Origin of the sequence: Pseudomonas sp. R1-1 (assembly GCF_051132135.1) — a bacterium.
GTDB lineage: Bacteria > Pseudomonadota > Gammaproteobacteria > Pseudomonadales > Pseudomonadaceae > Aquipseudomonas.
In genome coordinates this window covers 947,930-964,645 of sequence record NZ_CP071663.1, presented here as the reverse complement: position 1 = coordinate 964,645, position 16,716 = coordinate 947,930, and the positions used below count along the sequence as shown (strand labels likewise).

At 59.5% G+C, this 16,716-nt stretch carries 17 protein-coding genes; 8 read left to right on the top strand and 9 right to left on the bottom strand.

Features of this window, described 5'->3' with window-relative positions; genetic code table 11:
* Window positions 1-111: 111 nt before the first annotated feature.
* The 3 genes from cgtA to rplU form a co-directional block, all read right to left on the bottom strand.
* Complete coding sequence (gene cgtA / locus J3P75_RS04490; RefSeq protein ID WP_090286443.1) at window positions 112-1,335, bottom strand: Obg family GTPase CgtA; 1,224 nt, start codon at window positions 1,333-1,335, stop codon at window positions 112-114.
* Window positions 1,336-1,528: 193 nt separating this feature from the next.
* Window positions 1,529-1,786, bottom strand: a complete 258-nt coding sequence (gene rpmA / locus J3P75_RS04485) for a 50S ribosomal protein L27 (RefSeq protein WP_016773121.1) — start codon at window positions 1,784-1,786, stop codon at window positions 1,529-1,531.
* A gap of 35 nt (window positions 1,787-1,821) precedes the next feature.
* On the bottom strand, window positions 1,822-2,133 hold the full coding sequence (gene rplU / locus J3P75_RS04480; RefSeq protein ID WP_007924746.1) for a 50S ribosomal protein L21: 312 nt from the start codon (window positions 2,131-2,133) through the stop codon (window positions 1,822-1,824).
* 241 nt (window positions 2,134-2,374) lie between these two features.
* Between rplU and J3P75_RS04475 the strand changes: the two genes are divergently transcribed.
* From J3P75_RS04475 to J3P75_RS04465, 3 genes are all read left to right on the top strand, one after another.
* Window positions 2,375-3,343 (top strand): polyprenyl synthetase family protein, encoded by a 969-nt coding sequence (locus J3P75_RS04475; RefSeq protein ID WP_090286445.1) that lies wholly within the window; start codon window positions 2,375-2,377, stop codon window positions 3,341-3,343.
* Between the two features lie 212 nt (window positions 3,344-3,555).
* Window positions 3,556-3,897: a zinc ribbon domain-containing protein YjdM gene (locus J3P75_RS04470; protein WP_090286447.1), complete on the top strand. Its 342-nt coding sequence runs from the start codon at window positions 3,556-3,558 to the stop codon at window positions 3,895-3,897.
* A gap of 192 nt (window positions 3,898-4,089) precedes the next feature.
* Window positions 4,090-4,347 (top strand): PA4570 family protein, encoded by a 258-nt coding sequence (locus J3P75_RS04465; RefSeq protein ID WP_090286449.1) that lies wholly within the window; start codon window positions 4,090-4,092, stop codon window positions 4,345-4,347.
* A gap of 134 nt (window positions 4,348-4,481) precedes the next feature.
* On the opposite strand, the gene J3P75_RS04460 is transcribed toward J3P75_RS04465, so the two are convergent.
* The 3 genes from J3P75_RS04460 to J3P75_RS04450 all read right to left on the bottom strand — a co-directional run bounded on the left by J3P75_RS04460 (window position 4,482) and on the right by J3P75_RS04450 (window position 6,148).
* On the bottom strand, window positions 4,482-5,099 hold the full coding sequence (locus tag J3P75_RS04460) for an FKBP-type peptidyl-prolyl cis-trans isomerase (protein ID WP_093098187.1): 618 nt from the start codon (window positions 5,097-5,099) through the stop codon (window positions 4,482-4,484).
* A 122-nt stretch (window positions 5,100-5,221) separates the two neighbouring features.
* Entirely contained in the window at window positions 5,222-5,527 is a 306-nt protein-coding gene (locus J3P75_RS04455) for a DUF6482 family protein (protein ID WP_434709451.1), read from the bottom strand.
* A 132-nt stretch (window positions 5,528-5,659) separates the two neighbouring features.
* A complete protein-coding gene (locus J3P75_RS04450; RefSeq protein WP_090286455.1) occupies window positions 5,660-6,148 on the bottom strand; it encodes a TIGR00645 family protein in 489 nt (162 codons plus the stop codon).
* 162 nt (window positions 6,149-6,310) lie between these two features.
* Here J3P75_RS04450 and J3P75_RS04445 point away from each other — a divergent pair, with 162 nt between their 5' ends.
* The gene (locus J3P75_RS04445) at window positions 6,311-8,140 is read left to right on the top strand and encodes a hypothetical protein (protein WP_434709450.1); all 1,830 of its coding nucleotides are present in this window, start codon (window positions 6,311-6,313) and stop codon (window positions 8,138-8,140) included.
* On the opposite strand, the gene J3P75_RS04440 is transcribed toward J3P75_RS04445, so the two are convergent.
* Window positions 8,137-8,457, bottom strand: a complete 321-nt coding sequence (locus tag J3P75_RS04440) for a hypothetical protein (RefSeq protein ID WP_090286459.1) — start codon at window positions 8,455-8,457, stop codon at window positions 8,137-8,139. The genes J3P75_RS04445 and J3P75_RS04440 overlap by 4 nt on opposite strands.
* A gap of 323 nt (window positions 8,458-8,780) precedes the next feature.
* The gene (locus J3P75_RS04435; protein ID WP_090286461.1) at window positions 8,781-11,219 is read right to left on the bottom strand and encodes a Lon protease family protein; all 2,439 of its coding nucleotides are present in this window, start codon (window positions 11,217-11,219) and stop codon (window positions 8,781-8,783) included.
* Between the two features lie 300 nt (window positions 11,220-11,519).
* Here J3P75_RS04435 and J3P75_RS04430 point away from each other — a divergent pair, with 300 nt between their 5' ends.
* The 4 genes from J3P75_RS04430 (at window position 11,520) to J3P75_RS04415 (ending at window position 15,090) form a co-directional block, all read left to right on the top strand.
* Complete coding sequence (locus J3P75_RS04430; RefSeq protein WP_007909797.1) at window positions 11,520-12,008, top strand: DUF3015 domain-containing protein; 489 nt, start codon at window positions 11,520-11,522, stop codon at window positions 12,006-12,008.
* Window positions 12,009-12,104: 96 nt separating this feature from the next.
* A complete protein-coding gene (locus J3P75_RS04425) occupies window positions 12,105-13,958 on the top strand; it encodes an Lnb N-terminal periplasmic domain-containing protein (protein WP_434709449.1) in 1,854 nt (617 codons plus the stop codon).
* A gap of 212 nt (window positions 13,959-14,170) precedes the next feature.
* Window positions 14,171-14,527 carry a hypothetical protein gene (locus J3P75_RS04420; RefSeq protein ID WP_434709448.1) on the top strand — a complete coding sequence of 119 codons (357 nt, stop codon included), beginning with the start codon at window positions 14,171-14,173 and terminating at the stop codon, window positions 14,525-14,527.
* Between the two features lie 68 nt (window positions 14,528-14,595).
* Complete coding sequence (locus tag J3P75_RS04415) at window positions 14,596-15,090, top strand: GreA/GreB family elongation factor (RefSeq protein WP_093098177.1); 495 nt, start codon at window positions 14,596-14,598, stop codon at window positions 15,088-15,090.
* Here J3P75_RS04415 and gdhA read toward each other — a convergent pair.
* Complete coding sequence (gene gdhA, locus J3P75_RS04410) at window positions 15,087-16,424, bottom strand: NADP-specific glutamate dehydrogenase (protein ID WP_434709447.1); 1,338 nt, start codon at window positions 16,422-16,424, stop codon at window positions 15,087-15,089. The two genes, J3P75_RS04415 and gdhA, sit on opposite strands and share 4 nt — an antisense overlap.
* Window positions 16,425-16,716 lie beyond the last annotated feature (292 nt).

Genomic DNA, 16,716 nt, shown 5'->3' with positions numbered 1-16,716 from the left:
CATGACCTGATACCACCCATGACGTTAATCGTGGCTATTGCTGACCAACGATCGATTTCCAGATACTAAAACGCCGCTCGATTGAGCGGCGCTTAAGTTTACTGCAACGAATCAGTCACGCACGTAAATGATTTCCGGACCGTCTTCGTCATCCACATCTTCTTCGTCCCAGTCATCGTCACCGATGTCATGGACCGACTTCACGCCGCTGCGACGCAGCGCACGCTTGTCATCCAGCGCCTGCAGCTGCGCACGGGCTTCGTCTTCGATGCGCTGGTCGAGATCAGCCAGCTCTTCCTTGTAGGCCGGGTCATTGGCCAGGCGATCGGCACGATCTTCCATGTAACGCATGATGTCGTGGCACAGACGCTCGGTACCGATCTTGGCGATGGCCGAAATCACGTACACCGGACCAGTCCACTCGAGGCGGTCGACGATTTCCTTGACGCGAGCGTCGTGCTCTTCTTCAAGGATCTGGTCGCACTTGTTCAGCACCAGCCAGCGATCACGCTCGGCCAGCGACGGGCTGAACTTGATCAGCTCGTTGACGATCACTTCAGCCGCGTCCGGAGCACTGGAGTCATCCAGCGGCGCCATGTCGACGAGGTGCAGCAGCAGACGCGTGCGCGCCAGGTGCTTGAGGAAGCGAATGCCCAGACCGGCGCCGTCGGAAGCGCCTTCGATCAGACCCGGAATGTCGGCAACGACGAAGCTTTTCCAGCGGTCGACGCTGACCACACCCAGGTTCGGCACCAGCGTGGTGAACGGGTAATCAGCGACTTTCGGCTTGGCGGCCGAGACCGAACGGATAAAGGTACTTTTACCGGCATTCGGCAAACCCAGCAGACCGACGTCGGCCAGCACTTTCATTTCCAGTTTCAGGTCGCGCTGCTCGCCCGGCTTGCCCGGCGTGGTCTGGCGCGGCGCACGGTTGGTACTGGATTTGAACCGGGTGTTGCCCAGACCGTGCCAGCCGCCCTGCACCACCATCAGTTTCTGACCGGCCTTGGTCAGGTCGCCGATGACTTCCTGGGTGGCAGAGTCAATCACCGTGGTGCCGACCGGCACGCGCAGGATCAGGTCTTCGCCCTTCTTGCCGGTGCAGTCGGTGCTGCCGCCGTTGGAACCACGCTCGGCATCGAAGTGCCGGGTGTAACGGTAGTCGACCAGGGTGTTGAGGTTTTCGTCGGCCATCATGTAGATGGAACCGCCATCACCGCCATCACCCCCGTTCGGGCCACCGTTTTCAATGAACTTTTCCCGACGGAAACTCATGGCGCCATTGCCGCCATCACCAGCCTTTACGCGAATCGATACTTCATCAACAAACTTCATAACCAACGCCTCTCGCCGTACGGACGAGCCGAAAAACAATCAAGACATAAGACTCTTGCAAAAATGAGCGCAGCGACCCCAAGACACGACCTGCATCGCACGCCGACAGCCCATACAAACAGCTTTGCAAGAGACTCACCCCACAAACGAAAAAGCCCCGTCGCAAGACAGGGCTTCTCCAGCGATCTCGCGATTAAGCCGCGATTACGCTCACGTAACGACGACCGAAGGCGCCCTTTACTTCGAACTTGATCACGCCTTCGATTTTAGCGAAGAGAGTGTGATCCTTACCCATGCCAACGCCGTAGCCAGCGTGGAATTGGGTGCCGCGCTGACGCACGATGATGTTGCCGGCCTTGATGACCTGGCCGCCATACATCTTCACGCCAAGGCGTTTGGCTTCTGAGTCGCGACCGTTACGGGTACTACCACCAGCTTTTTTGTGTGCCATGAGTTCAATTCTCCTAGTGAGGAATTAGGCTGTAATTAAGCCTGAATACCGGTGATTTTGATCTCGGTGAACCACTGGCGGTGGCCCATACGCTTCATGTGGTGCTTACGACGACGGAACTTGATGATGCGGACTTTATCGTGACGACCTTGGGAGATCACTTCAGCCTTGACGGTTGCGCCAGCAACAACTGGTGCGCCGATGTTCACGTCGTCGCCATTGGCGACCAGCAGAACGCGATCAAAAGTCACGGATTCGCCAGTAGCGATTTCCAGTTTTTCGATCTTCAGGTATTCACCTTCAGCGACCTTGTATTGCTTACCGCCGGTAACGATTACTGCGTACATGGTATTTCTCCGATAATCCTGCTCACCCAGCTCTTTATAAGAAGAGGTATTGGCTGGCATGGCTGCATGGGGCTGGAACGGCCCAAGTGCAATTGCGTAAGGCAGGTGCTGCCCAGGAAGTTCAGGGTGCGCGATTGTACGCAAGCCGCACCAGGCTTGCAAGTAGCCGTCTATCGCGCCTTGACAGGTCTGGGTGGGGGTCCTAGCATGCCGCGCAACCCTTCTGGAGCGACTCTCGCTGATGCAACCCCAAGCTTTCTACCGCGCGGTGGCGGACGATTTTAGCGCCGTCGACGGCATCATCAAGAAGCAGCTGACTTCCCGAGTACCGCTGGTATCGAAAATCGGCGATTACATCACCTCGGCTGGCGGCAAGCGTCTGCGTCCTTTATTAGTGTTGCTGTGTGGCAAGGCCCTGGGTCGCGAAGGCGACGACATGCGTCTGCTGGCCGCCACCATCGAATTCCTGCACACCGCGACCCTGCTGCATGACGACGTGGTCGACATGTCCGGCATGCGCCGTGGCCGTTCGACCGCCAACGCCATGTGGGGCAACGCCCCGAGCGTGCTGGTCGGCGATTTCCTGTACTCGCGCTCGTTCGAAATGATGGTCGAACTGGGCTCGATGCCGGTGATGAAGATCCTGTCCCAGGCCACGCGCATCATCGCCGAGGGCGAAGTGTTGCAACTGTCCAAGGTGCGTGACGCCAGCACCACCGAAGAAACCTACATGGAAGTCATCCGCGGCAAGACCGCGATGCTCTTCGAAGCCTCGACTCACAGCGCCGCCGCACTGGCCGGTGCCACCGCCGAGCAGAGCGAAGCCCTGCGCACTTTCGGCGATCATCTGGGTGTGGCCTTCCAGCTGGTTGATGACCTGCTGGATTACAAGGGCGACGCGGAAACCCTCGGCAAGAACGTCGGTGACGATCTGGCCGAAGGCAAACCGACCCTGCCGTTGATCTACACCATGCGCGAAGGCACGCCGGAACAGGCTGCACTGGTGCGCCAGGCGATTCAGAAAGGCGGGATCGAAGATCTGGAAAGCATCCGCATCGCCGTGGAAGCTTCCGGTTCGCTGGAGTACACCGCGCAACTGGCCCGCGACTACGTGGCCCGTGCGATCACCTGCCTCGAGGCGCTGCCAGCCAGCGAATACCGCGATGCGCTGGTGGAACTGAGCGAGTTTGCGGTCGCCCGCACGCACTGATTGATCCCCTGTGGGAGCGACGGTGCGACGATTCGACCTGCTCGCGAAAGCGGTCTGTCAGATGACATCAATGTTGTCTGAAAAGCCGCCTTCGCGAGCAGGTCGAATCGTCGCACCGTCGCTCCCACAGTTGTTTCTGGCTTATGCCCTGCCGAGCATAAAACCCTATACAATGTGCGCCCTTTTATCCTCCTGATACCCAAGGAACCTTAGTGAGCACGTTGCCACCCTGCCCGAAATGCAATTCCGAATACACCTACGAAGACGGTACGCAACTGGTCTGCCCTGAGTGCGCCCACGAGTGGTCTGCCGGCGGCGAAGCCGAAGTGGCGTCCACGGATGACGTGAAGAAAGATTCGGTCGGCAACGTCCTGCAGGACGGCGACACCATCACCGTGATCAAGGACCTCAAGGTCAAGGGCACCTCCCTGGTCGTTAAGGTCGGCACCAAGGTCAAGAACATCCGCCTGTGCGATGGCGACCACGACATCGATTGCAAGATCGACGGCATCGGTCCGATGAAACTCAAATCCGAGTTCGTCAGAAAAGTCTGAGCCTTGCGTCATCCATCCCGCGCCAGCCGTGGGATGGGGCTTCGCCCTCTACGCTGCGCCTCAAAGAAACATCAGTTTTGCCCCTTCGCGAGCAGGCTCACTCCCACACAAAGGGCATCATCCGCCAATAGGCACTTGCTATTTGACGAATAAGAATTATTCTCATTGAAACCTTTCAAGGAGAAACGACCCATGACTTATTTGATCGACGCCTGGCTGGATCGCCCGCACCCCTATCTCAGAATCCTCCATCGGGAAACCGGCGAAGTCTGTGCGGTGCTTGAAGAAGAAGCGTTGCATGAGCTGCAGGATCAAGGCGATCTGGACGTCAGCAGCCTCAATTCCAGCGAGCCGCTGGTGCTCAAGGAGCTGGTGCGCAACCTGTTCCTGTTCTGCTATGCCCGGGCCTTGCGCCCCAGCAGTGAACTGCACAACAAGATCGAACTATGAAACGCGGTAAAAACTGTAGGAGTGAGCCTGCTCGCGATAGCGGTGTGTCAGATAGCCAATCAACTACTGACAGGACGCAATCGCGAGCAGGCTCACTCCTACATTAGTTAGTCCGCCGCGAGGCAGGCTCGGAATTACAGAACGTCCAGCAGCTCGACGTCGAACACCAGAACGCTGTGCGGCGGGATGCTGCCAACGCCTTGAGCGCCGTAAGCCAGTTCGCTTGGCACGTACAGGCGCCATTTGCTGCCGGCATTCATCAGTTGCAGGGCTTCGGTCCAGCCGGCGATCACGCCGCCGACCGGGAATTCTGCAGGCTGGCCGCGCTCGTAGGAGCTGTCGAACACAGTGCCGTCGATCAGCGTGCCGTGGTAGTGCGTACGCACCTGGTCTTCACGGGTCGGCTTGGCGCCGTCGCCCTGGGTCAGCACTTCGAACTGCAGGCCGGAAGCCAGAGTGGTGATGCCGTCACGCTTGGCGTTTTCTGCCAGGAAGGCCAAGCCTTCGCCAGCCGCGGCTTCAGCCTTGGCAGCCGCTTCGGCCTGCATGATTTCGCGGATCACCTTGAAGCTCGCGGACATCTCTTCCTGACCCACGCGGCTTTCCTTGCCAGCGAAGGCGTCGGTCAGGCCAGCCAGAATCGCGTCCAGGCTGACGCCCGGTGGCGGGTTGTCGCGCAGCTGGTCACCCAACTGACGGCCAATGCCGTAGCTGACGCGGGTTTCGTCGGTGGACAGATTTACTTCGGACATGACACTGCTCCGCTGTGCGGACGGCCACAAGACGTGCCGTGCGAGCACAGCGCGTCCCGGCGCGCCCGGAACCAAAAGGGCGAGCAGACTAGCACAGATGCCCCGGACGTGGGGCGCCGGGCCTACAGGGCCGAGCGAAAGGCGAGCGGCACCTTCAGGCTTTCACTGATGCCACCGCCCAGGCCACACATTTCATCATGCACCGAGGTGTGCACCAGATTGAACGGCAGCACCGGAAAGGTCTGCAACATGTCTCGTGCATGCTCGATCGAGCGCAGACTCAAGGTTTTACCGTGCCCGTCACGAAGCGGATGCGCCGCCCCATGCATACGCGCTTCCAGCAGATAGATCCCACCCTCCATGGAAATCAGATTCAACTCATCGACCTTGCCGGCGATGGCGAACGCGTTCAGCTCTTGCAGGTTCATCGGACACCTCAAGCAGTGGCGAGCCAGAATCTACAGGGATAGGCTTGTACAGAACAAAGCACAAGGTATAAGCGAAGCCGCCCGTCTGTTTCACAACAGACGGGCGGCTTTTTTGCCTTGATCCACGGTTGATCAGTGCTTGGTGACCTTGTCCAGGTAACCCATGGCGAACGCCGAGATCACGAAGGTCATGTGAATGATCACGTACCACATCAGGTGCTCGGGATCGACGTTCTTGGCATCCATGAAGATGCGCAGCAAATGGATCGAGGAGATCGCCACGATCGACGCCGCGACTTTCATCTTCAGCGACGAAGAGTCCATGGTGCCGAGCCAGCTGAGCTTTTCCTTGCCTTCGTCGATGTCAAGTTGCGAGACGAAGTTTTCGTAGCCGGAAATCATCACCATAACCAGCAGACCACCGACCAGCGCCATGTCGATCAACGACAGCAGCACCAGAATCAGTTCCGACTCGGCCATGGCGAACACATTGGGCAGGATATGCACGATTTCCTGGAAGAACTTCAATGCCAGCGCCAGCAAGCCAAGGGACAGGCCGATGTAGATCGGCGCCAGCAGCCAGCGCGTGGCGTACATTGCATTTTCGATAAAGCGTTCCATTGAATCTCACACAAGGGGGGCTGGAAGTGGCGGCGAGTATAACAGCCACCTGTGACAGCCAGAAACCGCCCGTAAATCCGCCACCTGCGTGTGTTTGTCATTTGTTTTCTGCTAGTGTCCAAAGCATTGACAGCCCAGTGACCGTAGACAGGACGCGTGGAAATGGATGTGCGATTGCCGCTAACGACCGCCGGAATTTGCCTTGCCTTGCTGATCAGCGGTTGCTCGCCCGGCGATGAAAAACGCGTCGTCAACCTTGACGAAAAGACTGCCACCTTCGAACAGTCGCTGGACGCGATCAGCGATCCGAAACTCAAGGACGCCATCACTGAACTCGGCGGCTCGCTGCTATTGCTCGATCGCGCCCGACTGAAGCTCGACGACCTTGCGCCGCACACCGAATACGGCGAAGACGCTCTCGCCGTGCTCAAGCACTACCCTACCCCGCAGGCACTGGTCGATACGTTCATCAACGGTCTGTTCGTGCTGCACAAGGATGCCAGTTCCGATTACCTCACCGACCTGCAGCCGGTATTCCCCTTCAACCTGAACATTCCCGGCGGCTTCCTGTTTCCGCATGCCATCGAATGGCGCTCGGTGACGCTCAGCAACAAACGCGTAATCGCCTGGCAGCCGGAATGGTCGGAAACCGATCCCGGCATTCAGCTCAGCCCGTCCAGCTCCAACGTCACCAACCCCGACGACCTGACCGTGACCTACCCGTTCATCGACGGCCTGAACGTCGACAAGAAAACCCTGCCGCAACCGGTCAGCCTGCAAGGCCAGGTCGAAGTCATCGCGCCGCGGCGCCTGTACAGTTTCGACCTGACGCAGAAAGACGTCGGCCAGACCCGCAGCAACGACAACCTCAGCGTCAAATTGCTGAAGCTTGAAAACAACTACGCCGAGGTCGAAGTCAGCAACAGCCTGCCGCTGGCCGCGGAAGTGGCCGAGACTCGCCTCAATCCGCTGATCGTCCAGGCCCGCGACGCCAGCGGGCAATATCTGGTGCGCGCCGGCTCGATCAACGAAAGCCCGGAACAGGTGGCGTTCTACCAAAAACAACTGGCGCAATTGCAGCAGCAGAAGACCTGGAGCGACAGCCTGGAAAAACAGCTCAGCGACGACCAGCAAGCGTTCGAGAAGGAGCATCCACGTCGCTACAACAAGGTGTATTTCCACGGCCCGATCGAAACGCTGGAAGTCAGTGTGCTGGACTTTTCTTCAGCAACGGTCACGCGCAAAGACCTGAACCTGCCGGTTCGCACCTTCAATTCGCATACCACGGCCAAAGCCGTGCAGCCGCTGGACCTGCCGGTCGTGGTTTACGACGATCTCGCCGCCAACTGGCTCAATGGCGCGACGCTGACCGAGGAGCAACTGAAGGCTGGCGTGCGTATTCATCAATCGGTGGAGGAGCCGAGTGGCGCGCGCATCGAGTTCTCGCACCGCCGCAGCTTCAATGATGAATTGCTCGGCGACGAGCTCAATCCCGGCGTCAGCCCGGTCACGTTCTTTACCGAAAAGCGTGGCGGCAAACTCGACGAACCGATCGAACTGCCGCCCGAGGCGTATCAGGTCGACCCGTTGCAAGCCACCATCACCTACGACCTCAATCTGTTCCCGGAGACACCGGCGATTGCGGTCGGCTCGATGCCGCTGTTTCTCGCCACGGTGGACAAGCAGGTGTACGACGCCGGGTCTTTGCCTAAAGGCCTGCAGATCAAGGACAACACGCTGGTGGTCGATCAGAAACTGTTCACCCCGAATGAATGGCGCTTTTACGTCAAGGACGACAGCGGTCATTACCTGAAGCAGATTCTCTCGGTCAGCCATGACGCCAGCGCGGAGGGCCCGGCGCTGTTCGGCGTGCATTATTTCTATGGCCGCCCGACACACGTGGAGACCTATCAGCGAACCGACCTCAGCACCGTGCAGTACGGTTTCGAGGTCAAGCTCGACAAGGCGCCGTTACCGCCAACCGCGCCTTAGCTGTTGAGGCTGCGGCCCCGGCCGCCGTTGATCTGGCGCAACTGGGCCTGCAAATGCAGGCTCCAGATTTGCGGATCGTCGGCCAGTTCATAACCATGCAAGGTCAGGCTTTCGACGATCGTGTCGAGAATCGACTCGGCCGCCACCGGGCCGTGAAACGGACCCTGGGCCTTGATCGCAGAAGGTTGTTCGCCCGCCATACCGGCGGCGAAGAGCAATGTCCACATGCCGTTATCGCCGGCCAGCGGTTTGACGGCGCATTCGATCCGGGTCACGAGACCCAGGCATTGACGGGTGAGGCAGAGGTTGCGCGACATGGCGGCGACCCTCGGTAAAGCCGGTATTCAGCCCCCACGGGAGGACTGGCTCGATCCAGTGATACTGTCGATATCCTTGACCTGAGAATAGAAGAAAAGTGTCCTTCGCAAGCCGAATGGAACCAGAAGGCGCCGAATGGTCATTGTGTGAATATTGACGTCAGAGTCGTGACACATTTGCCGAAGATCGATGCAAATCCTAATGCTGAAAAACAATGTAGGAGTGAGCCTGCTCGCGATGGCGGCGGGTCAGGCAACATTTTTGCCGACTGACACTCCGCCATCGCGAGCAGGCTCACTCCTACAGTTTGACCGCGCTTGGCTTAAGCGGGTTTGGCTTCGGCCAGTGCCTCCTGCGCCAGTTCCTTCTCGGCTTCTTTGAGATCCTCTTCGCTGATCATCTCGGCAATATCACGCAGACGCTCCACCACTCGTGCGTTGATGCTGCCTTCCGGGAATTGCCCATCCTCATTCGGCTCACCCGCCGGTTCGCCGACCAGCAGGCTCAGCGCTTCATCGGCCTGACGCACCGCGTAAACGTGGAACTGCCCGGCCCGTACCGCCGCGAGGACTTTTTCGTCGAGCATCAGCGTGGCGACGTTGGCCTGCGGAATGATCGCGCCCTGCTCGCCGGTCAGTCCGCGTGCTTCGCACAGGCGGAAGAAGCCTTCGATCTTCTCGTTGACCCCGCCGACCGCCTGCACTTCGCCGAACTGGTTGATCGAACCGGTGATCGCAAAGCACTGCTTGAGCGGGGTCTTCGACAGCGCCGAAATCAGCGTGCAGGCCTCGCCCAACGACGCGCTGTCGCCATCGACATAACCGTAGGATTGCTCCAGCGCGATGCTCGCGGAAATCGCCAGCGGGAATTCCTGCGCGTAACGGCTGCCCAGATAGCCGGTGAGAATCATCACGCCCTTGGAGTGGATCGGCTGGCCGAGGTTGACCTCGCGCTCGATGTCGACAATGCCGCTGCCGCCCGGATACACCGTGGCGGAAATTCGCGCCGGCACGCCGAACGCCGAGTCGCCGACTTCAAGCACAGTCAGCCCGTTGCACTTGCCGACCGCCGCGCCATCGGTGTCGATCAGGATGATCCCGGCGAGCATGTCGTCGAGAATCCGCGCCGACACCCGGCCGGTGCGGGTGGCCTTGGCTTTCAGGGCTCGCTCGATGTGCCCGGCATCGGTCATTTCATCACCAGCCAGATGGCGGATGAAATCCGCCTCGCTGACCAGTTGAAAGAGATCGCCGATGCGCGCCGACAAACGCCCCTGGTGTTCGGCCAGCCGCGCACTGTAGGTCGCCAGACGTGCCACCGCATCGGCAGTGAGCGGCGCCATGCCTTCTTCCGAAGTGCGGGTTTTCAGCAGTTGGGCGAACTGCTCGAGGCTCTCGTCGACCATCGGGATGTCTTCGTCGAAGTCGACCAGCACGCGGAACATTTCCTGGAAGTCCGGATCGAGGTCTTGCAGCGTGTAGTACAGCTGCCGCGCGCCAATGATGATGACTTTGACCTGCAGCGGAATGTGCTGCGGGTTCAGGGTCACCGTGGCGAAACGGCCCATCTCGCCCAGCGGTGATTCCATTTTCAGTTTGCGCGATTGCAGCGCGCGCTTGAGCGCATCCCAGACGAACGGCTCGCTGAGCATTTTTTCCGCTTCGAGAATCAGGAAACCGCCGTTGGCACGATGCAAGGCGCCCGGGCGCAACTGCCGATAAGTGGTGTAGAGCGCGCCCTGATCGGTGGTGTATTCGATACGGCCGAACAGGTTTTCGTAAGTCGGGTGCGGCTCGAACACCACCGGCGCACCGCCGCTGGCCGGATGCCCGACCACCAGGCTCGGCGCATATTGCTCTTCGAGCAGTTTGCGCGCGACGGCGTCGGTCTTGCTGTCGTCGACCAGTTGCTCGACCACGGTTTTCAGCAGGTACACCTGCATCGCCTGCAGATAACCGCAGACCGCGGCGTTTTCCGCGTACTTCTCCGACAACGGCGCCAGCAATGGCTGCAAAGCCAGGGTGATGGTTTCTTCGTTGAGCTGGCGCAGTTGATTATTCGATTCGCGCTTCCACTGCGGCAGGCTGGCGAGTTCTTCGTTCAGACGCTCTTCGAGGCCGGAAATATCATCGTGAAAGCGCTCGCGCTCGGCTTCCGGCAACTGGGCGAATTCGGCTTCATCCAGCGCTTTACCATCGAGCATTGGCGTGAAGGCGATGTTGCTGCTGTCGCGATACAGGGCGACGTCCTTTTCCAAAGCCAGGCGCTCGATGATGTCGAGGGCCTTGTCGTAGCGCTGATTGAAGGCGCGGTCGATAGCGCTTTTCTTCTGCTGGTAGGACGGGTGTTCGAACACGGCCGGAAAAGTCGCCAGCAGGTTGTCGATCAAGCCGTTGATGTCACCGATGAAGGCGCCGGCGGTGCCCGATGGCAACTCCAGTGCGCGCGGCTCGCGCGGCTCGTCGAAATTATTGACGTAGACCCAGTCCGCCGGGGTTTGCAGGCGTTTGCCTTCGGCTTTCAGGTAGCGTTTGACGAACGAGAAACGGCCGGTGCCGGGTTCGCCCATGACGAATACGTTGTAACCGGGGCGTGGCATGGCCACACCGAACTGCAAGGCTTCGACCGCGCGTTCCTGGCCGAGCACACCGCGAAAGGGCTCCAGATCATTGGTGGTAGTGAAGCTGAACTGTTCAGCGGAAAACGGACGGGTCAGCGCTTCAGGCGCGAGACGCAAGCTGGCAGCAACAGAATCAGGCATCGGGCTTCCTTAACAATCGGGCGGGGCAGATAGCGGCATTCTGGCGCTGCCCGTGCCCCACTGGCAAGGCGCGCCACATGACAAAGCATAGACAACCGACCAGCCCGGTGGCGCGTCCCGTAAAACCGGGGTTTATTCCAAATATTTTGTAAAAAACCACGGAACCCTCGGAACGTGCCTAAACTCCAAACTGCGCGGCTGGAACTAATACTGGCCCACTGGCTATATTCGGCTCTGTTTCACGCAGCACCGGAAAGTCAGAACCCTGTCCATTGGTATGCACATAAAGAGAAAAAAGCTATGAAACGGATTCTTCTCGGTACTCTCTTCACCGCTGTATCCATCAACGCAATGGCTCAAGCTCCAGGCGGCCCGGATTGCGGTTGGGGCAACATGCTGTTCGAAGGTCAGCGTGGCACCCCGGCTCACTTCCTCGCTTCCACCACCAACGGCACTTCCGGTAACGCTACCTTCGGTATGACTTCCGGTACCAACGGTTGCTCGACCAACGCGTCGCTGACCTACGGCGGCAAATCCTGGTTCGCCATGAATGGCATGATGAACGAGCTGTCCGAAGACATGGCCAAAGGCAACGGCGAAGCGCTGACGACTTACGCTGTGGTACTGGGCGTGGCACCAGAAGATCGCGCGCACTTTGCCGCTGTCACTCACGAGCACTTCCAGCAGATCTTCAGCAAGGCTGACGTGACCGCAGAAGACGTGCATACCAACACCCTGGCGGTACTGAAATCGGACCCACGTCTGGCCAAGTACGCGACTCAGGCTTAAGCTCGACCCCACCCGCTTCCTTCGGGAAGCGGGTTTTGTTTTTTTGGCCCGTCCCTCTTTGGGTCTTTTATTTCTTTCCTGTTCAAGTTGCCGACTATGCTCAAACGCCTTGCCTGGCTGGCGCTCTGTGTCTGCGCCCCGCTGTCCGCCGCGCCTCACATCGACCCTCAACGTTTGCAGCAACTGGCCAACGACCGCTTCTGGATTTCCCTCGGTCACTATGAGACCGCCAAGCTCGGTGGCTGGCGCAGCTATGTCAGCGACAAGAAGTTCTTTCTCGCGCCCGATGGCAACGAACATCCCGACCGTGAACTGGCCGCGACCGTGCAGGCGCTGTATGCGCCAGTCAGCCTTGGCGAACAGCACGCACAATGCGTTTACCCGGCGCGCACGCGCTGGCTGAAAGCGCAGCTCAACCTCAACGATCTGCCGACGCCGGAGTGCGCCGAGTACAAGCAGTGGTTCAAGGACGTCTCGCCGCACAGCGCGGTGATGATTTTCCCGGCCGCCTACCTCAACAGTCCTTCGTCGATGTTCGGCCACACCCTGTTGCGCATCGATCAGGCCGATGTACAGGCCGACAAAACCTCGCTGCTCAGCTACGCGATCAACTTCGGCGCCTACATCGAAGGCTCCGACAACAGCATTCTCTACGCCTGGAAAGGCTTGATGGGCGGCTATCCGGGGCTGTTCGCGCTGGTGCCCTATCAGGAAAAACTCTCCGAATACCGCAGCCTGGAAAACCGCGACCTGTGGGAATACCGGTTGAACCTGACGCAGGAAGAAACCGCGCGCATGGTCGAGCATGTCTGGGAGCTCAAGCAGATCCAGTTCGACTATTTCTTCTTCGACGAAAACTGCTCCTATCGCTTGCTCGAGTTGCTGCAAGTGGCGCGGCCGAGCCTGCGCCTGACCGAACAATTCCCGCTGACCGCGATCCCCACCGACACCGTCAAAGCGGTGAAAGAGGCCGGGCTGGTCGAGCACATCGAATATCGTCCGTCCCGCGAGCGCGAATTGCTTAGCCGTGCCGAGCCGTTGAGCGATGACGAACAACAGTGGGTGCTCAAGGTCAGCGCCGATCAACAGGTTTTGCAGGATTCGACGTTCAAGGCGCTGCCGCGCGCGCGTCAGGCGTTGATCGTCGATGCGGCCTATCGCCTGGAGCGCTACCGCGCCAACGGCCAGGAACGTGATCCGCAACGGGCGCAGCGCAGTTTCGAACTGCTGCGGGCAATCAACAAGAATCCGGCTCCGGAATTGAACATTCCGCAGCCGGGGCTGCCGGAAGACGGGCACGAGTCGCGCACCTGGCAGGCCGGCCTCGGCACGCGCGGCGATCGTGCGTTCGGCGAATACGGTTTGCGCATGGCCTATCACGATCTCAATGACAACGCCGAAAGCTTCCCGCTCGGCGCACAGATCGAGATCCTGCAACTCAAGCTGCGCCAGTACGAAGGCAATGACTGGCAGTTGCAGCAACTGGATCTGGCGACCATTCGTTCGCTGACACCGCGCAATGAGCTGCTGCAGCCATTGTCATGGCAAGTCACCGGTGGCCTTGAGCGGGTGCCGGGCAAGCATGATGACGAGACGCTGGTCAGCCACGTCAACGGTGGCGGCGGCGGGACGTGGCAACTGGGCGAAGACGTGCTCGGCTTTGCACTCGGCACCGTACGTGTTGAGCACAACAATGACTTCGCCGAGTTCGTGTCCCCGGCCGGCGGTTTCAATACCGGCGTGCTGTGGAAAAACCCGCTGGGCAATCTGAGCCTGGAGGCCAAGGGCGATTACTTCTTCAACGGCGAAGTGCGCCGCAGTCTGAGCCTCAATCAGCAGTGGGAGCTGTCGCGCAACCTCGGTTTGCGCTTGAGTGCGCAGCGTGAATTCAGCCATCTCGCCACGCCCGAGACCGAAGTCATGCTCGAAGTGAAGTGGTATCACTACTGACTTCGAACATATCCCCTGTAGGAGTGAGCCTGCTCGCGATAGCGGTATGTCAGTCACAGCAGCACTGACTGAAGAATTGCTATCGCGAGCAGGCTCACTCCTACAAGGGGCTTTGTGGTGTGCAATGGATTTTTCACAGGCCTTCGACAGCCGCCTCATGAATCCCCTTCCAGACTTTCCCTATGAGCCGGGTATCGGCGCGGGAGAGTGCAATGTGGCGGTGTGCGGGTGTGCTGGGCGTGTTGCTGGTGCTAGGCGGTTGTCAGTCGACCCATGAGGATCTGATTGCCAAGGGTTATCCACCAGCCTTCGCCGACGGGTTCGACGACGGTTGCGTCAGCGGCCGGCAAGCCGCCGGTTCGATCAGCGGCGAGTTTCGCAAGAACGTGCCGCGCTATCTCAAGGACAGGCAGTACGCCGATGGCTGGACCGACGGTTTCCGCCAGTGTCAGGCGATGCTGGAAAACAAGAGCCGCGAAGAGTATCGCAACGAACATTGGGACGAACGCGAACGCGCCTGGCAGCAACAGAAGGATCAGGACGCCGGGCGGGCCTATCGCTCGCAATAGTCGTTCTCGGACATCCAGTGAAACCAAATGCCGGCGAGCATGGCCCAAATCCTTTAGAGGAGGACACCATGAGTCGCGCATTCGTCAACGAGGACAACGCCGCCGCACAAGCCGATCAGCCGGTCGAGCGGCAGGTCAGCACGCAGCCCAATTACGTGACGCCGCAAGGTCTGGCGCAGTTGCAGGCGAAAGTCGCCGAGCTGCAAGCCCTGCATGCCGAACAATCGGCCAAGGGTGAGCAGGCCGACAAGCAGCGTCTGGCGGATCTGCAAAGGGATCTGCGTTACTTCAATCAACGCCTGAGCAGCGCGCAAGTGGCTGTCGCCGCGACGTCCACCGACAAAGTGCAGATCGGCAGCTGGGTGACCTATGCCGACGAGCACGACACCGAACACCGCGTGCAACTGGTCGGCGAAGATCAGGCCGATGCGAGTCAGGGGCTGATCAATTGGGCCTCACCGCTGGGCCGGGCGCTACTCGGCGCGCGGCTCAACGATGAGGTGCTGTGGCAGCGCCCCGCCGGCGATCAGATCATTGAAGTGATCCGCATCGAACCGGCTTAAACCACGCCTTGGGCCAACATCGCATCGGCGACTTTGACGAAGCCGGCGATGTTCGCGCCTTTGACGTAATTGATCTGGCCGTTCTCCTCGCCGTAATGCACGCAAGCGTGGTGGATCGATTGCATGATCGCGTGCAGCTTGCTGTCGACCTCGCCGGCCGTCCACAGCAGTCGCATGGCGTTCTGCGACATCTCCAGACCACTCACCGCGACCCCACCGGCGTTGGACGCCTTGCCCGGGGCGAACAGAATGCCCGCCTCGATAAAGATATCCACAGCCTCCAGCGTGGTCGGCATGTTCGCGCCCTCGGCCACGCAGACACAGCCATTACGCAGCAGCGTGCGCGCCGCTTCGGCGTCGAGTTCGTTCTGCGTGGCGCACGGCAACGCGATATTGCACGGCAGCGCCCACGGCAACTGCCCGGCGCGGAACTCCAGACCGAATGCGGCCGCCAGTTCGCTGATGCGCCCGCGTTTGACGTTCTTCAGCTCCAGCAGCGCCAGCCATTGTTCTTCGCTCAAGCCGGCTTCGCAGAACAGCGTGCCTTCGGAGTCGGACAGGGAAATCACCTTGCCGCCCAGATCCATCACTTTGCGCGCCGCGTACTGAGCAACGTTGCCGGAACCGGAAATCGCCACGCGCTTGCCTTCAACGCCCTGCCCGCGGCGTTTGAGCATTTCCTCGGCGAAGTACACGCAACCGAAACCGGTGGCTTCCGGGCGAATCAGGCTGCCGCCATACGTCATGCCTTTACCCGTGAGCACGCTGGTGAACTGGTTGCTCAGGCGTTTGTACTGACCGAACAGGAAACCGATCTCTCGCGCGCCGACACCGATATCACCGGCCGGTACGTCCACGTCCGCCCCGATGTGGCGATACAGTTCGCTCATGAACGCCTGGCAGAAACGCATGATTTCTGCGTCGCTTTTGCCCTTGGGATCGAAGTCCGAACCGCCCTTGCCGCCGCCCATCGGCAGCGATGTCAGCGAGTTCTTGAAGGTCTGTTCGAAAGCGAGGAATTTCAGCACGCCCATGTTCACCGACGGATGGAAACGCAGACCGCCCTTGTACGGGCCGATGGCGCTGTTCATCTGGATGCGGAAACCGCGATTGACCTGAACCTTGCCCTGATCGTCGACCCACGACACACGAAACACCACCGCGCGCTCCGGCTCGCAGATGCGCTCCAGAATCCCAGAAGTCAGGTAACGCGGGTTGGCTTCGAGAAATGGCCACAGACTGCGCAGCACTTCTTCGACGGCCTGATGAAATTCGGGTTGATCGGGGTCGCGTTTTTTCAGGCGCGCAAGGAAGGATTCGACGGATTCGGTCATGGGTGAAAGTCTCGGCAAATTTATTGTCGTTGGAAGAGATTGGGCCGGACTGTAACAAACCGATTGCGCACAGGAACAGAGCAAAATGTCGCAGTTATGAAATTAAATGGTGCACAGGATATAAATAAGCATGGTTTTCGACCTGTTTTGCATCTCAATGGTGAGAACACATTCGGCTCATGCACCAATAGTGATACCGCCATCGCGAGCAGGCTCACTCCTACAGGGGAATGCATTTCAAATGTAGGAGTGAGCCTGCTCGCGATAGCCGCAACTCGGTTTCTCTGGAAAA